General features: G+C 67.7%; 12 protein-coding genes and 1 pseudogene. 7 read left to right on the forward strand and 6 right to left on the reverse strand.

The genetic code is table 11. The annotated features are described in order from the left end of the window. Positions 1-65: 65 nt before the first annotated feature. Positions 66-646 (forward strand): annotated as a pseudogene (locus tag STSP_RS36885) (ricin-type beta-trefoil lectin domain protein); the annotation flags it as partial. A gap of 241 nt (positions 647-887) precedes the next feature. Here STSP_RS36885 and STSP_RS11095 read toward each other — a convergent pair. Beyond that, on the reverse strand, positions 888-3,242 hold the full coding sequence (locus STSP_RS11095) for a VPS10 domain-containing protein (RefSeq protein WP_067275448.1): 2,355 nt from the start codon (positions 3,240-3,242) through the stop codon (positions 888-890). A gap of 487 nt (positions 3,243-3,729) precedes the next feature. On the opposite strand from STSP_RS11095, the gene STSP_RS11100 reads away from it, so the two are divergent. The 4 genes from STSP_RS11100 to STSP_RS11110 all read left to right on the forward strand — a co-directional run bounded on the left by STSP_RS11100 (position 3,730) and on the right by STSP_RS11110 (position 7,298). Next, the gene (locus STSP_RS11100; RefSeq protein WP_067275450.1) at positions 3,730-5,085 is read left to right on the forward strand and encodes an extracellular catalytic domain type 1 short-chain-length polyhydroxyalkanoate depolymerase; all 1,356 of its coding nucleotides are present in this window, start codon (positions 3,730-3,732) and stop codon (positions 5,083-5,085) included. 302 nt (positions 5,086-5,387) lie between these two features. After that, a complete protein-coding gene (locus STSP_RS11105; RefSeq protein WP_067275452.1) occupies positions 5,388-6,038 on the forward strand; it encodes a ParA family protein in 651 nt (216 codons plus the stop codon). A gap of 542 nt (positions 6,039-6,580) precedes the next feature. Next, a complete protein-coding gene (locus STSP_RS39080) occupies positions 6,581-6,865 on the forward strand; it encodes a hypothetical protein (RefSeq protein ID WP_157902809.1) in 285 nt (94 codons plus the stop codon). 124 nt (positions 6,866-6,989) lie between these two features. Next, complete coding sequence (locus STSP_RS11110) at positions 6,990-7,298, forward strand: hypothetical protein (RefSeq protein ID WP_067275453.1); 309 nt, start codon at positions 6,990-6,992, stop codon at positions 7,296-7,298. 299 nt (positions 7,299-7,597) lie between these two features. On the opposite strand, the gene STSP_RS11115 is transcribed toward STSP_RS11110, so the two are convergent. Continuing rightward, complete coding sequence (locus STSP_RS11115; protein WP_332835361.1) at positions 7,598-10,357, reverse strand: helix-turn-helix transcriptional regulator; 2,760 nt, start codon at positions 10,355-10,357, stop codon at positions 7,598-7,600. A 663-nt stretch (positions 10,358-11,020) separates the two neighbouring features. Beyond that, positions 11,021-11,473 carry an SsgA family sporulation/cell division regulator gene (locus tag STSP_RS11120; RefSeq protein WP_078067075.1) on the reverse strand — a complete coding sequence of 151 codons (453 nt, stop codon included), beginning with the start codon at positions 11,471-11,473 and terminating at the stop codon, positions 11,021-11,023. 791 nt (positions 11,474-12,264) lie between these two features. On the opposite strand from STSP_RS11120, the gene STSP_RS11125 reads away from it, so the two are divergent. Together STSP_RS11125 and STSP_RS11130 are read left to right on the forward strand one after the other, a co-directional pair. Next, entirely contained in the window at positions 12,265-13,350 is a 1,086-nt protein-coding gene (locus tag STSP_RS11125) for an NAD(P)-dependent alcohol dehydrogenase (protein ID WP_198547314.1), read from the forward strand. Positions 13,351-14,044: 694 nt separating this feature from the next. After that, on the forward strand, positions 14,045-15,469 hold the full coding sequence (locus STSP_RS11130; RefSeq protein WP_067275457.1) for an aldehyde dehydrogenase family protein: 1,425 nt from the start codon (positions 14,045-14,047) through the stop codon (positions 15,467-15,469). Between the two features lie 336 nt (positions 15,470-15,805). Here the strand turns inward: STSP_RS11130 and STSP_RS11135 are convergent, their stop codons facing one another. The 3 genes from STSP_RS11135 to STSP_RS11140 all read right to left on the reverse strand — a co-directional run bounded on the left by STSP_RS11135 (position 15,806) and on the right by STSP_RS11140 (position 17,760). Next, a complete protein-coding gene (locus STSP_RS11135; protein ID WP_078067076.1) occupies positions 15,806-16,318 on the reverse strand; it encodes a TetR/AcrR family transcriptional regulator in 513 nt (170 codons plus the stop codon). Then, positions 16,266-16,445 (reverse strand): hypothetical protein, encoded by a 180-nt coding sequence (locus tag STSP_RS39085; RefSeq protein WP_157902810.1) that lies wholly within the window; start codon positions 16,443-16,445, stop codon positions 16,266-16,268. Before STSP_RS39085 ends, STSP_RS11135 begins: the two co-directional genes overlap by 53 nt. A gap of 97 nt (positions 16,446-16,542) precedes the next feature. Continuing rightward, the gene (locus STSP_RS11140; RefSeq protein WP_078067077.1) at positions 16,543-17,760 is read right to left on the reverse strand and encodes an acyl-CoA dehydrogenase family protein; all 1,218 of its coding nucleotides are present in this window, start codon (positions 17,758-17,760) and stop codon (positions 16,543-16,545) included. Between the last annotated feature and the right edge of the window lie 106 nt (positions 17,761-17,866).

Here is a 17,866-nt window from a genome sequence, read left to right on the forward strand (position 1 = left end):
GACGCCGCCACGTTCGCCTCCTGGGGCGTGGACTACCTCAAGTACGACTGGTGCTGCCGGAGCGGTGGGCGCTGATGGGTGCCCCGCTCATGGCCGGCAACGACATCCGCACCATGTCCGCCGACATGAGCGCGATCCTGCGCAACCCCCGTCTGCTGGCGGTGAACCAGGACTCGCTGGGCGCGGGCGGACGCAGGGTGCGCGACGACGGCGCCACCGAAGTGTTCGCCAAGCCCCTGTCGGACGGCTCGGTCGCCGGGGCCTGTTCAACCGGGGAGGGAGCACCACGACCATCACCGCCACGGCCGCCCAAGTCGCCCTCACCGGCGGCTCGTTCACCCTCACCGACCTGTGGACCGGCGGCACGTCCAGCACCTCCGGCCTGATCTCGGCGAGCGTCCCGACGCGCGGTGTCGCCGTGTTCAAGATGACCGGCGGCAGCCCGCTGTCCTCCACCACCGCACGCCTGCGCGGTACCGGGTCCGGCCGCCGCCTGGACGTGGACCGTGCCTCCACCGCGGCCGGGACGACGACGCTGATCTGGGACTGCCACACCGTCGCCAACCAGCTCTGGACCACCTGGGCCGGAGGCGAGATCCGCGTCTACGGCGACAAGTGCCTGGGCGCCTCCAACCAGGGCACCACCATGGCCAGAACAACCAGAGGTGGACCACGCTCACGTAACCCGCCACCCCTGCCCGCGCCGGCAGACGCCCGACCGGAAGAGGGCAGTCCCCCCGACAGCAGGCCAAGCTGCGGGGGCTGCCCTCCCGCACGGGGACCGGCACTTCGAACCCATCGCCGCAGTCACCGGCCAGGCGCTCCCGTGGCGGGTCAGAGCCTCCATCAGACCCGGAGCGGTTCACCACAGCCGTTTGACAACAGCATTAGGAAGCGATGTCGCCGTAGATTATGCCGCGGGCGCTGAGGTAGACGCGGCCGTAGATGAGCGGGTCGCCGGTGATGGCGGACCCGGCGAAGCCCCACTGGTGGTCGTCGTCGTTGATGCGGATCCAGGATTCGCCGCCGTCGGTCGAGCGGAAGATGCCGTCCTGGCCTTCGACCGTGGCTGAGATGTAGATCGCCGGGTAGCCGGATCGTTTGGCGGACTTGCCGAAGCCGACCGAGATCGCCAAGTCGATCGTGCGGATGCGCTTCCAGGTTGTGCCGCCGTCCTTGGAACGCCACAGGCCCGTCTCGACGTCGTCCTTGTCGCTGCGGCCGGCGAGCCAGATGTGGCCCTTGTGGCCGGGGGCGACCCTGAAGTCGTCGACGCCTTCGGCGGGCAGACCGGTCGCTCCGGTATCGGAGAACGTCGCGCCCCCGTCGGTGCTTCGGTAGAACGTGCCGCGGGAGAAGGCGTACAGGACGGACGGGTTGACGCGGTCGGATCGGATCCTGGCACCTGCCGGGAGTCCCCGGACCGGGTTCCACGTCTCGCCCAGGTCGGTGCTGTAGACCGGGGTGACGTCGGTGTTGCTGGGCGACCACAGGAGCGCGGAGGCGTTGGCGGTGATCGCGACGACGCCGCCGTGGTCGTTGCCCGGGAGGCCTCCGAGTCGCGTCGCGGCCCGCCAGGTCTTGCCGCGGTCGGTGGAGACGATGACGTGGCCTGACGTGTCGCTGCCCACGTCGCCGCTGCCCACGATGATGTCCGGGTCGGACTGGGCGTAGTCGAGACTGGTGCCGGCCCAGCCGGGGTGGACCATCTCCTCGGCCCGGTCGAGGTCGGTGTGGACGAAGCCGCTGACGTCGCCCATGGCGGAGACGAGGGTGCCGCCGAGGGCGGCTAGGTCGCGGACCCAGGTCATTTCCACGCCCTCGGCCCGCACCCCGACCGTGAACCGCTCGACGGGCAGCGCGATCCGCTCGCCGGCCTCGTTCTTGCCGATCAGCTCGCCTTGGGCGTCCCACCGCGTCAGGTCCTCGGTGCCCCAGATGGTGGCGCCGGTGCCCCACATGATGCGGTCGGAGTTGTGCGGGTCGATCGCCAGGCCGTCGATCATCCACCCGTGCTTGACCGCGTATGCGGGCCCCTGGTCGACGCCGCCCCAGTCCAGCCACGGCGTGCCGGTGTTGTCCATGACGAAGCGGTCGGTGCGCTCGGTGCCTTCGGCGTAGTCCCAGCTGGTCTGCCAGGTCTGGCCGGAGTCGGTGGAGCGGTAGAGGATCTCGTCGGGGTACCAGTTGTTGCACGTGGCCGCCATGAGCGTGCGGGGGTTCTGGCGGTCGATGGTCAGACCGCCGAAACCGGGGATCGGGCCTCTGGGGTTGTACGCGGGGGTTATGTCGGTCCATTGGCCGGTCCTGGTCTCCAGCCGCCAGATCTGGCCGCCGTTGCCCGAGGCGGGTGCGCCGTTGTAGGGGCCGGGGTCCCAGCCGGTGACGATGTAGAGGTACCCGTTCGTGTTGTCCACAGCGGACTGCTTGGGGATGGTTGGGTTCCCGTCGACCTCGCCGAGCGCTTCGGCCGCGCCGGGGACGGGCTGCCAGGTGGCTCCGCCGTCTTTGGACACATAGAGCGGGTCGTCCGGATCGGCCACGCCCACGTAGATGTCGCCGCGGATCTGGTCGAAGTCGATCCAGATCACCCCCTGGTTGTCGGCGAGGTAGTCGTTGGTGGGGTCGACGACGAAGTTGCCGGGGTTGGGGAAGTTCTCGACCGCGGCCCAGGTGCGGCCGTAGTCGGTCGAGCGCCACAGGCCGTTCCCGCTGGGGGTGCCCAGGTACAGCTGTGCGTTGTCGGCCGGGTTGACGACCAGGCGCTCGCCCATGCCGCGGCCGGGCATGTTGCCGCCCTGCTTGAACGGCAGCGGTGCGATGCCCCAGGTCTCGCCGTAGTCGTCGGAGTAGAGGACGGCGCCGTTGTTGGGGTCCCAGTCGGTGGTGTAGGCGCCGACCGCGGCATAGACGCGGTTGGTTTCGACCGGGTCGGTGGCCATCGAGACCACGTACTGGTAGCCCCATTTGTCGCGGCCGACCCAGTCCAACAGCGGCTTCCAGGTACGGGACTCCTCCTGCCACCGGAAGGCACCGGCGACGTCGGTGCGGGCGTAGATCAGGTTCGGCTCGGTCTCGTTGAAGATGATGCCGGGAACGAAGCCGCCGCAGTTGACGACGACGTTCTTCCAGGTGTAGGTGCCCTTGCCTCCCGGATCGGCCTTGGCGAAGGCCGGGACGGGCAGAGCACCGGCCGCGACCGCGGCCGCGCCGAGGGAGGCGATGAACGTGCGTCGTCGCATGACGTTCTCCTTTGCGATGGATACGAGAGGTTGGTCTTCGACTCGACCGGCACACGGACATCGCCTAGGTGCCACCCGAACCCGATGACCGGGGGGTGGGCGGCGTAGCGGGATGCGAAGTCCTCGAGGAGAGGTATGGGTTCCGCCCGCCGGGACCCCTGGCGGGCGGTTGCGGGGTGTCGTACGTCGTCACATGGCCGGTAGCCCCGCACCGAAGTGTCGAAGCGCTTCACTTGGCGACTCAAGTTAATGAGAACTCTCTGGCGAAACAAGAGGAACGAAGACAACGCAGCCTTGCTTCCCAGGCATTGACACCAAACCCAGGCAATGGGAGCGTCGAAGCGCTTCACCATCCGGTGTCACTTCCTCCTCTTGAGGATCTTCGGACGCCCCCTGACCACAGCAACCGCCGTGCCTTCCACTCCGGTTCGGCGGGCCGGCCGGGAGCATCGCCCCGGCCGCGCCGGATTCCAGAAAGGCCAGCGTCATGTCCCGGAAGTCCAAGGAGAGAAGCGTCAAAGATGTACTGGTGGCCCTGCTGATGGGGATTGCGCCGCTGATCGCGGCGCTCGGACTGACCGGCACCTCTGCCACCACCGCGTCGGCCGCGTCACTGACCGAGGTGACCAACTTCGGCAGTAACCCCGGAAACCTGCGGATGTACGTCTACAAGCCCGACAGCGCTCCGGCACGCCCGGCGGTGGTGGTGGCGGTGCACTACTGCACCGGCACGGGGCCCGCCTTCTACTCCAACACGGAGTTCGCCCGCCTGGCCGACCAGTACGGGTTCATCGTCGTCTACCCGGACGCGAACGTCAGCGGGCAGTGCTTCGACGTCTCCTCGCCCCAGGCGCTCAAGCACGACGGGGGCAGTGACCCCTCGAGCATCGCCTCGATGGTCCGATACACCGTGCAGAACATGAACGCCGACGCCGGCCGGGTCTACGTCACCGGCGCCTCGTCCGGCGCGATGACGACCAACGTCATGCTCGGCGCATACCCCGACCTGTTCAAGGCCGGTGCGGCGTTCATGGGCGTGCCGTTCGGCTGCTTCGCCACCACCGACGGCTCCGGCTGGAACACTGCCTGCGCCACCGGCCAGATCAGCAAGACCCCGCAGGAGTGGGGCGACCTCGTCCGGAACGCCTACCCGGGGTACACCGGCCCCCGGCCGCGAATGCAGCTGTGGCACGGCACCGAGGACGAAGCGCTGCGCTACCCGAACTTCGGTGAAGAGATCAAGCAGTGGACGAATGTGCTCGGGGTGAGCCAGACCCCGGTCTTCACCGACTCCCCGCAGTCCAACTGGACCCGCACCCGCTACGGCTCCACCGGCGCGCAGGCACCGGTCGAGGCGAACAGCTTCCAGGGTGTCGGGCACAGCCTGCCCGAAAGCGGTATGGCGGCCCGGGCCATCACCTTCTTCGGACTCGACGGCTCCGGCGGGACCGGCGGGACCACCACAGGTCCGATCCACGCCACCGGTTCGGGCAAGTGCCTGGACGTGCCCGGCTTTTCGCAGACCAATGGCACCCAGACGCAGATCTGGGACTGCAACGGCCAGACGAACCAGACCTGGACCAGCACGTCGACCAAGCAGCTCACCGTCTACGGCGGTGCGAAGTGCCTCGACGCGACCGGCACCACGGCCGGCGCCAAAGTCGCGATATGGGACTGCAACGGCGGCACCAACCAGCAATGGAACCTCAACTCCAACGGCACCATCACCGGTGTCCAGTCAGGCCTGTGCCTGGATGTGACCGGTGCCTCCACCGCCAACGGAGCAACGGTCGCACTGTGGGACTGCAACGGCGGCAGCAACCAGCAGTGGCACCTCGGCTGACACCACCGCCCAGGACTGAGAGGGCTTCTCGAAACCACACTCGGTTTCGAGAAGCCCTCCAAGCTCACACCCCCAGATACTGACCTCCCCGGCCCGCGCCCGGCGGGGAGACGAGCGCCCCGTACCCAGACCGTGACAGCCCGCCCCGGCACACCACCCGCCCCTACGCCACTTCGCGAACCGAATCCCCCCGGCCGGTCGTCATCACCTCCAGCAAACCCCCGGACAGCACGAAACCCCCCGCCCTCTCCGGGCCTCTCCAACTCCGTGGCCAGCCACTCCCGCCAGCCTGGGACGCCTTCGTGATCGTCGTCGGCATGCTCAAGGGCGGCACCGGAAAGACCACCTCGGCCTGGTTCATCGCCCTCTACTACGCCGTCGTCCTGGAGCTGCCGACGCTGCTGCTGGACGCCGACGCCACCAGCCAGTCCGCCTACGACTGGTTCAAGGTCGCCCAGGCCGAGGGCTTCGAGATCCCCGCCACCCTGGTCATCGAGCGGTACCCGTTCGATGACATCGCCGAGTACATCCGTGAGAAGCGGTCCGAGTTCGGCGCGATCGTCATCGATGCCGGCGGCGGCAGTGCCCGCATCTTCCACGAGGCTGTTACCGAAGCGAACCGGCTGATCGTGCCGGTCGCCCCCACCAAGATCGAGCGCCGCAAGCTCGTGGCCACCTTCGACGAGGCCGAGCGCGCCGCCGCCCGCAACACCCGCGACGTGACCGCCCACGTGGTCCTCGTGAAGGCCGACGACCGCACCAGCCTGCCCCGCACCGCGAAGGACAAGTTGCTGGAGCCCGCCCACGGCGAGGGCATCGGCCCGGACCGCGACGAGCCGTTCCCCCTCGCCGAGACCGTCATCCACTCCTGGGTGCACTACATGGAGGCCTTCGGCGAGGTCCCGACCGAGCTGAGCGAGTACGCCGAACTGATGAAGGAGCTCACGGCATGAGCGAGCGTATGAAACCCCCGGCCCGACGCGCCGGCCGCACCCTGGGCGGGGCCAAGAAGGCGACCCCGCCGCCCCCTCCCCCGGCCGCCGAGCTCACCCCCGAGCAGTACGCCGCCGAACAGGCCGCTGCCCAGGGCAAAGGCCGTCCCCTGCCAGCGAGCCGCAGACTCAGCCCGCACCTTCCGCCGTTCCCGCCGAGGCATCGGCGCGGGGCCAGGCCGAGGCGGTGCCCGAAGTGGCACAGACCCAGGCCCAGCCGGGCGTGGAGGTCGAGCAGAGTGGCACCGGTCAGCAATCGGCCGTCGTCGCCCCCAAGATGCAAGACGCCACGGAAACGGTGGAGCGACAAGTGCCGCCTGGGGCCCGGGCTACCGAGCCTGCCCCACCTGCGATCCAGACCACGCAGCCGAGGGAACACGGCTCGCAGCACGAGCCGTCCCACGTCACATCTCCTCCTCCCGGCGCTGGCCCGGCCGCCGAGGTCGCGGTTCGCCCGGCAGTCCCTCCAGTCTCGGGCGGTACGGCGTTCCCGGTGAAGGCCGATGGTCCGAGATCTCACCAGGAACAGAACGCTCGATCGCAGGAGGCTCCCAGCGAGGGGACGATGTACGCACGGTTCCGGCCGTCCCAAGGACGTACCCGAGGTCGCCGTCATTCTCAACCAGCGCATCATCGCGCGGGAGAGCCTCGACTCGTCGGTTCCCGCTGCGTTGAAGCTGAAGAGTCGGATCAAGCGATTCGCTCTGGACAACGAACTCGATCACCTGCCCATCGGCGACATTGTCTCTGTTGCGCTGGACGAGTGGCTCAGCGCCCGCGGCTTCTGACACGCCGCGCGGCACACGGGCGGAGGGTGGTCGCCAAGTGCGCGGCCACCCCGTCCGCCGACTATTTCAGTAGCCCAATAGGCGGCTAACTAGCCGCCTAGCCGGACCAACCGGAGCAACGTTCGTGCCCGACCTCACCCACCACGCCCGACAGCTACGCGACATAGCCGATGCACTCGAAGCCCAGTCCGAGCCCGCCGACGATGCACTTAGTCCGCATCCAGACACTCTTACGATCATCGGCAACCGCCACACCAAACGCGGACAGCTCAACTACGCCGTTCCCGACATCCTACAACTCCAGCGACGTATCCGCCGTTACAACGCCGACCACGACGTTCCCCACGGCGACATCGTCGCCCTTGCCCTCGACACCTGGCTCCGTGCCAAGGGCTACCCGCCCGACCTCACCCCGCTGCGCACGACGGAGTGAGCGCCGGCGGTGGCGGCATGGCTGGGCAGGCTGCCGGCCGGGGAGTGCAGGCCAGCGCGGCCGGCGTGCCACCGGCTCGGGCGAGGGCGGCAGGACCGACACGGACGACGCCGATGTGCCGACATGACACAGGCATGGCTGCGCTCATGGCCAGCCCCGGCCGCAACCGGCGATATAGGGCTGTGTGAGTGCGCGTCGACAGCCCGCGACACGGTTTGCGTTGCGGAGGCATTGAGGCCTGGCCGCAGGTTCCTGGACTCGTTCCCCACTGCCTGACCGAAGGAGGATTGCCTCGTTGTTCAACTGCGTGTCGCTGCTTGCACGCGCAGCTCTCTGCGTGAAGTGACTCCGAGCTTCACGAAGATATTGCGCACGTGCCATTCGACCGTGCGCGGGCTGATGAAAAGCTGGGTTCCGATTTCGGGATTGGTGAGGCCTTCGCGAACAAGTCTGGCGATCTGGGCCTCCTGGGCCGTGAGTTCGTTCCTGTTGTTGTCCGTGTGCTTTCGAATGTTTTCTCCGGTGGCAGCCAGTTCGCGTGCGGCTCGCTGGGCGAAACCCTCCATGCCCATCCCGACAAAGAGTTCGTGTGCGATGCGCAGCTGCTCGCGGGCAGCTTGACGGCGTCGCTTGCGGCGTAGCCACTCACCGTAGAGGAGGTGGGCGCGGGCGAGCTCTCCACGGATACTGGTACGGCCGAGGCGATCGATCGCTTTCAGGTAGTGGCTTTCAGCCTCTGTCTCTTCGCTGAGGAGAGCACGGGAGCGGGCCTCGATGCCCAGAGCCCAGTCCGTGCCGCTTGGCTGAGTCACTTCGATGAGGCGGTGCAGGGCGACAAGGGCACGGCCGGGTGCCCCGCCTCGGGCGGATGCCTCGATGTACTCGACGAGGGACCAGATCGGGATGCCCATTTCCAGTTGGAGGTATTCCCCGCTGGCAGTATTCGCCGCCTCGGCGGCTTCCTCGTACCGGCCAAGGCTGTTGTAGAGCACGGCGTTTGCCCACCCGCTGACCACCGGTCCGACGCCCTCGCCCCGGCGGGCGGCCCCCTCATTGGCGCGCCTGCTCAGATCGACGCATTCCGCTTCGCGGCCCCGCCAGGCGGCGACAAAGAGTGCGGCGTAGAGCGGAGTTGCAGTTCCGACCGCGTCGGAGATCGTCTGCACCTCGGCTGCCAGCGAGGCGGCCTCTGGCAATTCCCCGTCGAGTACGTGGACTACGCAGCGCATGGTCAGTGCCAAGGGAAGCGCTGCGACCTGTCCGGCTTCCCTGGCGAGCCGAAGATAACGGGCAGCCAGGTGGGACAGCGTTTCCTTCTCCCACAGCCCCACGGCGGTCACACAGATCAGCCAGAGCCAGCGGAGTCCATCCTCCGGGGAGAGGCTCGGATCGCGAAATGCCCGCAGAGCCGCGCGCAGGCTGGGAACGGCGGCGGGATGACCTTCGGTGATCCGTACCGCCATCCCGTCAAGCAGGAGATCGGTCGGACGGGGGGCGGGCGGGGTCGGTGTGCAGCGCGCTGCCCTGGCCGCTTCGTACTGTCCGGTGCTGTAGGCACGGGGCCCGGCGAAGAACGCCGCGCCAATGACTTCGAGATACGTTTCCCGGGCGAGAGCCATGTCGTGGGAGGCGAGCTGACTCGCCGCTTTGAGCAGCAGATCCGGAGCATCGCTACCCCGGTTCGTGGTGAAAGCGATCCGGGCGCGCATCAAGTCGACCGCACCACGTCGGCGCTCGTCGAGGGGGCCCGCTTCGACGATGGACAGCAACTTCAAAGCGATGTCGAGGCTTCCCGCCTCGTACGCCGCTCGCGCGGCGGCCAGCGCCCGCATCTGACGGCGGCCCGGTTCCAGTGTCAGTTCCACCGCGCGTGCCATGAAGGCCGCTTCCGCGGCGCCTCCTCCGCGCGTCCGCGCCCGTTCGGCCGAACGCTCGAGTTCCGCTGCGACGACCTCGTCGGGGCCGGACGCACCGTGCGCCGCATGCCAGGCACGGCGGTCGGGATCCGCCGCTGGATCCATCACTCTCGCGAGCGCGCGGTGCGTGCTGCGCCGCTCTTCAGCGGATGCCGCCCAGTAGACCGCCGACCGGACCATCGGATGAGCGAACCTGACTCGATCGTCGATCGTGAGCAGACCTGCCGCCGCGGCAGGAGCGGAGGCGTCGATGCCGATCCCGAGCTGTTCGGCCACAAGCCACAGCAAAGCCGGTTCGCCCGTCGGATCCGCTGCCGCAGCCAACAGAAAACGCCGCGCCTCTGGTGGAAGCCCCGCGATCCTCTCCAAGAAAGCCGCCTGGATCCGATCCGCGACCGGTCGCGCGCTTGGCAGGCCGTAGCCCCCGGCCAGGTCCACCAGAGTCGAGGTTTTCGGCAGTTCCAGCAACGCGAGCGGGATGCCGCGGGTTTCGGCAACGATACGACCGAGCACGCGCTCGTCCCACGGGCCGGGAAGCACGGAGCACAGCAACGCCCGCGCGTCGTGATCGGGCAGTCCTTCGATCAGCACATCGGGCAGACCTGCAGTATCGGCCGTGCCCGGCAGCGCATCGTCCAACGCGCGGGTCGCGAAGACAATGGCCACCGATTCAGCCAGCAGGCGTCGTCCGGCGAACGCCAACGCCTGCATGGATGCTCGGTCGAGCCATTGCGCGTCATCCACGATGCACAGCAACGGCTGATCCCGGGCGACTGCGGACAGCAGGCTGAGGACACCCAGGGCGACGAGATGGCCGTCGGGAGCCCGTTCCGATCCCAGCCCGAATGCTCCATTCACCGCGTCGCGTTGGACAGCGGGAAGGTCGGGAAGCCTGTTCATCATAGGTCTGCAGAGCTGGTGCAGACCGGCGAAGGCCAACTCCAGCTCGGACTGAATGCCGGTTATGCGGACGATACGGAATCCCCGAGCGCGCTCGACCAGGTATTCGAGCAACGTCGTCTTGCCCACCCCTGGCTCGCCCCGTAGCACCAGTGCCCGGCTCTCACCCCCGCGCACAGCATCTACCAGTTCGTCAAGCTGCTTGCATTCCCAGCTACGCCCCAGAACACCCACTGGCGTCACCAGCCGCTCAGCCCGACGAACGCACTGAGACCCGCCCAGAAGGCAGCGACTCGCCCTCTTGGTGGCCCACATGCGTCGGTTCCGCCTCCGCCGTGCGCGGCTTGACCATCACGTCGAACGACAGCGGCGAGTTCCGCAACGTGGTGCCCAAGGCCGTGGAAGAGATGCTCAAGGAGAGCCAGGCGCCAGCCTGGGCGCACACGGTGTAGCGGCCGCATTGGGTGAGCTGCGGCTACAAGGGTGACCGACGTGTCCGGACAGGTGGGCGGTGCGAGTGCGTACGGCATGCATCACAGGTTCCTGTGGCCTGCGCGCACTCGCATCCGTGGTGTCCACAACCGTGCTACGCGCGGGAGCAGCCTCGGATCGGCACTCTCGATGTGGTCACAGGTCAAGCTTCCCGAGCCGGTTCCGCGAGGTGCCGCCAGCTTGGTGAAAACCTTGTGCAGGTGGTACTCGACGGTGCGGGTGCCCAGGATGGACTGCGCCATCATCGACCAGCCGCATAGGAGGCGAGTTGCCGGCCGCCTCGCCCAGCAGGGTTGTCAGGCGTGCGTGCACCGGAATCTGCGGCACCTGCTCAGTGAACGACAGCCTTCGGCAGGCGGGCTCCCGGAGCGCTCGAGGAGACGAACGACGGTGCACACTCCGGTACGGGGGCTACTACGGGAACAGGCCCTGAAAGGCCGAGTCCCAGTCGATCAAGGCGCTCTCCTTCCCAGGAGGAACGGCCTCCCAGGTACGCTCAAGCCACTCCTGGAGGGGACGCCGAGGTTCCGCCACGAGCGCCGAACCGGTGGTTCCGCAGAGCAGCAACCGTATATCCACCCTTCCGCAGCAACGGCAGGGCGGCCATATCCGAATGTCGCCTTCTCCCACTCTCCTGCGAAGTCCCGCGTCGAGAAGCTCTCGCGCGAAGACCCACCGGGTCACGTCGTCGCCGTCGGGATGCGGGAACTCAAGCCTCACGGAGTACGGCTGGCACGCGTCATACACGAAGCGCGCCGGCAGCGGCACCGCTTCGGTCGAGCTCAGGATCATCTTCACGAACAGAGCCACAGTGATGTCTTTACCGAACGGACACATGCCCTGGTCAGGCAGTGAAGGAATACTCATCGCGTTGCTTTCCTCTCCAGTTTCGGCGTGCACAACACATGCAGCATTGAAAGCAGTCAAAACAATTATGCATTTCGGTCCGGCAAGTCGTGGCAATGGGCTAAATTCTTTTCCTGGCAAGGGCGAGTATTCGAAGACGCCGACTCATGGATCACTCACCTCACCGAGACAAAGTTAGGCTCGGACATCGAGTGTCCCGGCAGCCGACGAGCCGATGGCCAGACCCTCCTTTGCTTCGACTGGATTTCTGCAACAGTGCTCCGCCGATTTGTCGCACCAAACCCGGGTTACGCACTGGTCGAATCCCTGGGGCCGAACGCGAATCACCCGCCGGCCGGTCAGATCGAAGCACGATGGCGCGCGCCTCGGGTAGACGGCCCGCGGCCCACGTCGGGGGGCCATGGACAGCCGGCCCCATGACGGTTGGGTCGGCCGCCGGCACCAATCCCCGGCCCTTGCCCACGTCTTCGTTCTCGCACCCCAGGGGCTCACCCCGTGTGCAACCCGGGTGCCGCCGGCATCAGCCTCGGGAATAGTGGTTGATGTCCGGCGAGGCCAGGTTCTCCCCGGGTTCAGCCCACAGCCGACGAAAGCGGCACGCACCTCTCACCTCGGGCGAGCGATGCGTTGGGGGGCCGCACGGATTGGCGGCTGGAGTCGAGGCCCCCCGGGGTGCCGCGGGTCGATCTTCCGGCTCTGCGGTGCCCCGCCTGATGGCGCTCAGTGGGTCGGACGATCCAGCGCCATTCACCAGATCTCACGAGACTGCACAATGCTGCAAGGAGACAGTCATGTCTAACACCGCGATTCCGAGCACAATGCGCGCAGCCCGAATGCACGCGTACAACCAGCCGTTTGTCCTTGAGGAGGTACCGACTCCCGACATCGCCCCCGACCAGGTGCTCATCAAGGTCGGAGCCGGCGGCATGTGCCGTACCGATGTGCAGCTGGTGGACGGCTACTTCGACAAGTACGCCCCGTCCGAGTTCCCCGTCACGCCGGGCCACGAGATCGCCGGTGAGATCGCCCGGGTCGGGAGCGCGGCCGAGGCCGGCGGCTTCCGTGTGGGCGACCAGGTGGTTGTCGTGGGCGGAATAGGCGACGGCACCTGCCGCCTCTGCCACCGCGGCGACACCCACATCTGCCCTCACGGCGCGTGGCCCGGGTTCGGTCCTTACGGCGGCTACGCCGAGTATGTTCCCATCCCCGCCTCGTACGTGATCAAGGTGAAGTCGGAGGCCAACCTCACGGCAACGCAGCTGGCGCCCCTGACCGACGCCGGCTTGACCCCGTACCGCGGCATCAAGAAGCTGCGCGACGCCGGGGCCTTCTTCCCCGGCGGCGTCGTGGGGGTGATGGGGGCGGGAGCCCTGGGCATCTACGGCGTGCAGTACGCCAAGCTGCTCGCCGGCGGGGCAACCGTCGTCGCGTTCGGCCGTAACCCGGAGAAGCTCAAGCTCGCGGAGAAGGTCGGCGCGGACCACGTCATCAACATCGGCGGCCGGTCCGTCGACGACATCCGGGGCGAGCTCCGCGAGGTCACCGGCCGGGACGAGGTCGACGCGGCCATCGACGTCGTCGGCGCCGAGGCCACGATCAAGCTCGGATTCGGGCTCCTCGCCACCGGCGGTCACTACGCGTCGGTCGGCCTTGTCGGGGACCGGATCGACATCCCCCTCTTCCCGCTAGTGGGCCGTGAATACACGTACCACGGGTCGTTCTGGGGGAACTACAACGACCTGAGCGAGGTCATCGCGCTGGCCGAACAGGGGAAGATCCAGCACGCCGTCCACGAGATCCGTTTTGACGACGTGAACGACGCGATCGACCGCATTCGGACAGGCGAGATGGTGGGGCGGGCCGTCATCACGTTCTGATCCCGGGTCCGCCGAGTGATCGCTGTCTGTGATCGGGGCCCGGGACGGGGAAGTGCCTTGTGACCTGTGATGCCGGGAGTTCATCAGGCTCGCAGCATGCACGATCGGCAAGTCACTTCCCCACAGGGCAGTCTCTGATTCTTTGAACAGCTCCGTGGTCGCCTGATGGGGTGAGGTGTGGGCAGAATCCGCGGGTCCGCAGGGTGGGATCTGTGGGTCTGCCCCACCTCCTGATAAGAGGCCCGCTCGAAGAAGGCTGGGGCGAGGACCAAGTACACCAGGGCCCCCGGCCGGCCGCAGACGCAGCCGTTGTTCCCGCGCAACGGTGTTGCGCGCAAAGGGACATGACCGGTCGCGCATTGCCAAAGGCGGTTCGACGGGCAGATCCTGTCGGTCGGCGGGTTCACAGGAACCTGCGCCGGCACAGACCTCAGCCGCGATGCGGGGGCCGGTGCGACGGATACGGGAGTTCCTGCGCCGACCAGAGCGTAGTCCGTACGGCCCGTCAGCTGCTGCAGCATGCGAAGTCTGGTCGATGTTCCTCTCATGAGAACCATCTGACCCTCTGTCACCAACCTCCGCATCTCGTGGGAAGCCAAGATGAGCATTTGTCGACAAGGTACGTCCATCACGAGTGGTCAATTTGGCTGCATTACTACATATCTGAAGTATTATGAATTTTTCTGGAGAAGACGTGCGTGAACACACCAAGCTGTACATCGACGGCGTTTGGCGCGAGCCCGTCGACGGCGGAGTCGCCGAGCTGACCGACCCCGCCACCGGTGAGGCGTCCGGTCGGGTGGCACTCGCCGGTACGGCCGATGTCGACCTGGCGGTCGCCGCGGCCAAGCGAGCGTTCGTGTCCTACTCGCAGACCACCCGCGAAGAGCGCATCGAACTGATGGAACGGATTGCCGACGAGTACGAGCGAAGGGCCGAGGACATGGCCCGGGCGGTCACGGACGAGCTGGGCTCCCCGCTGTGGCTGTCCCATTCCATGCACGTCGCTGCCGGGAAGGTCCAGTTCAGGGCCGCCGCAGACGCGCTCCGGACGTTCGCGTTCACCGAGGATCGAGGCACCACCCACATACGCAAGGAAGCCATGGGCGTGGCGGGCCTGATCACTCCGTGGAACTTCCCTGCTCTTCAGCCCGCCGGCAAGACCGCCTCGGCGCTGGCGGCAGGCTGCACCGTCGTTCTCAAGCCGGCCCAGCTGGCCTCGTCCTCGGGTGTCGTGCTGGCCGAGATCCTGGAGGCCGCCGGCGTCCCGGCCGGTGTCTTCAACCTTGTCACCGGCCGTGGCTCGGTGATCGGAAACGCGCTTTCAACGCACCCCGACATCGCCACCATCTCCTTCACCGGCTCGCTCGACGCCGCGCTCCAGGTGCAAGCCGCCGCCGCCCCCACCGTCAAGCGTGTGACCACCGAGCTCGGCGGTAAGTCGCCGCATGTGCTCATGCCGGACGCCGACCTGGACATCGCCGTCGACACGGTGATGGCCTGGCTGATGGCCAACACCGGCCAGATCTGCAGTGCGGCGAGTCGGACCCTGGTGCCGCGTGAGCGGTTGGAGGAGTTCCTGTCCCTGCTGCTCCCGCGCGTCGAGGCCCTGCGGCTCGGTGACCCGCGTGCGGAGGGCGTCGACATGGGCCCGCTGATCTCCGACGACCAGTGGCAGACCGTCCAGGGTTACATTCAGTCCGGTCTGGACGAGGGCGCCCAGCTGCTCACCGGTGGCCTGGGCAAGCCGGAGGGCCTGGAGAACGGGCACTTCGCCAAGCCCACAGTGTTCTCCGGGGTCAGCAACGACATGACCATCGCCCAGGAGGAGATCTTCGGCCCGGTGATGTCGATCATCGCCTACGACTCGGTGGAGGAAGCGGTCCAGATCGCCAATGACGTCCGGTTCGGCCTGGCCGGCTACGTCACCGGCCGTAACCTCAAGGCTGCCGAAGAGGTGGCCTCCCAGATCCGCGCGGGGTACATCGTCATCAACAACGTCGAGTTCGACTGGAGTGCCCCGTGGGGTGGATACAAGGAGTCGGGCAACGGCCGTGAGTGGGGTCCCGACGGCATGCGGGAGTACCTGGAGACCAAGGTCATCCTGGGCCGCGGCTGACGGCGAGGGCGGGACTTCCCGCCACAGCCGGTGCTCCCCGTCACCCGTGGTGTGTGGCGGGGACGCCGCTCCTCATGTTTCCGGGCCGTCTGGTGGCCCGTTCGGGCCACCAGGCCAATGCGCCCGTTTCGAGACACACGCGAGGCAGCGGCGAGGGCCACCATGCGTAAGCCTGCTTGCCGCGCTGCGTGGAGGCCCAGTGGCGTCAGGTGCGGCCGACCGGGGCATGGAGCCACGGATGCCCGTGTCCCGTCCCGGAGTCCCGGACATCCGCTGCCACGCTTTCCGAGGCCCGGGTTCGGGTTGGCCGCTCAATCCGTGGAGGCAGCGATGTCGTCAGTCCGTGGTCGGACTTCCGGGGCGGCGGTACACGCCGTACCAGTAGCCACGCGCCAGTTCGCGAGCGACGACGGTGTCGTCGCTGCCGTCGCTGTTGGACACCTGCTGCGCGATGACCTGACCGCCTCCTTGGACGATCACCTTGGCCGCGAGTTCGGGGTCGATGTCCGCCGGGGTACGGCCGGCCCGCTGCTCTTCCTTCAGCACCGTCACGAGGTTGTCGATGAAGCGGTCCTGGTCGGCCGTCCACGCCTCGCGGACCAAGGGGTCGTACGCGGCAACCCCGTTGATCGCCGGGAGCAGGGCCGCATGCTCGCGGTAGTGCCGCAGGATGAGCTCGTAGGTACGGGCCAGGCCGTCGAGGCCGCCGTCGGGGCCGGTGGGCCGCCAGGCCGCCGCGATCGCATAACTCTCGGTCTTGAGGGAGCCGCTCAGCCGGAGCAGCACGTCGACCTTGTCACGGAAGTACAGATAGAAGGTCGAGCGGGAGATCCCCGCGGACTGTGCGATCTTCCACGCTGAGCTCGGTGTAGGTCACACCACCGCGCAGACACTCCTCAATGACGGACAGGATCCGCTTTTCGAGGGCAGCCCGCCGGTCGGCCGCACTGGAGCGTCGTCGGGTGGTGGAAGCCATACGGGCATCCTAAGGAACCGGACGGGAGCGTGTGCCGAGCAGGTCACCGACAACGTCCTGCCCACCGTGCCGAGCGCGCACAGCCGCGGGGATGGGTTCAGACCATCAGGCTCACCCGATCGGTGATGCCGAGAAGGGACTTGCCGTAGACCTCCAGGCCGACCGCCGGGACCAGGCCGGCGTGGCGCGCCGCGACGCCTGCATCCCGCCAGATGCGCTGGAGGGGGCTGGTGTCGGCGAATGAGGACGCGCCATGCACGTTCAGCAGGGTGCTGACCGCCTCGAGTACCTGCTGTGCGGCAAAGCCGGCCCGGGCCCTCACGTGCGCGCGTGCGGCGTAATCGAGGGGGCCGCCTGAGGCTGGGGCCTTATCCACCTCGTCGACGGCTCGGTAGGTGTGCAGGCGGGCCGTCTCCAGCTTCAGCGCGGCCTCGGCCAGCTGTATCTGGACGCCCACCGAGTCCGCCTGCCGGCTGTGGACGGTGAATGACAACGGCTTCTGCGCGGCTGCCTCGACCGCCGCCTGCATGGCTGCCCTGCCCAGTCCGAGCAGCGGTCCGACCAGGCAGAGCAGCAGCATGGGCCCGAACGTCGAGCCGTACAGCGCCTCTTCCCGGGACGCGCGCGGATAGGCGCCCTCCGCGGCCGCGGGAACCGACAGCACACGGTGCTCGGGAACGAATACGTCTCGCCCGATCAGGGTGTTACTGGCGGTCGCCTTCATGCCCGCGGTGTACCAGGTGTCCTCGACCGTCAGTTCGGAGGCTGGGATCAGAACGAGGGCCTGGTCCACGACTGCCCCGCTCTCGTCCTTCAGCAGTGCGCCGACCGCGGCCCAGGTGGCATGCGGCGCACCCGAGTTGTACGACCACTTTCCGCTGACGCGCCAGCCCCCCGGCACCCGCTCTCCCATGCCCGTCGGTGCCGCCACACCGGTCACGCGCGCATCCGGATCGGTTCCGAACACCTCCTCCTGGGCCTTGTCCGGGAAGAGACACGCTAGCCAGTTGGTCACCGAAATGATCATCCCGACCCAGGCCGCCGAGCCATCGCCCTCCCCGAGGGCCTCGGATACTTCGGTCAGCGTCCGCAGGTCGGTCTCATAGCCGCCATAGCGCCTGGGAGTCAGCAGACGGAAGACGCCGGCCGCGGCCAGGGCGTCGACGACCTCAACCGGCAGGACGCGATCCGACTCTCCGCGCGCTGCCTGCTCCCGCAGCAGCGGCTGCAGAGCGACGGCCCGCGCCACGAGCTCGGCCCTGATCGCTTCCTTGGACAGCGCACCGGTCTCGTCCTGGTGGCTGTTGCTGTTCACTATGTCTCCTTCTATACGGTTACCTGTCAGGCAGGCCGCCCCCGCTGTGCATGCCGGTCCGTCGGCATGAGCGGTCACGGTGCCCTCCTCCACTGAGTCGTGCGCC

It is taken from the genome of Streptomyces jeddahensis (assembly GCF_001642995.1).
Classification (GTDB): Bacteria; Actinomycetota; Actinomycetes; order Streptomycetales; family Streptomycetaceae; genus Streptomyces; species Streptomyces jeddahensis.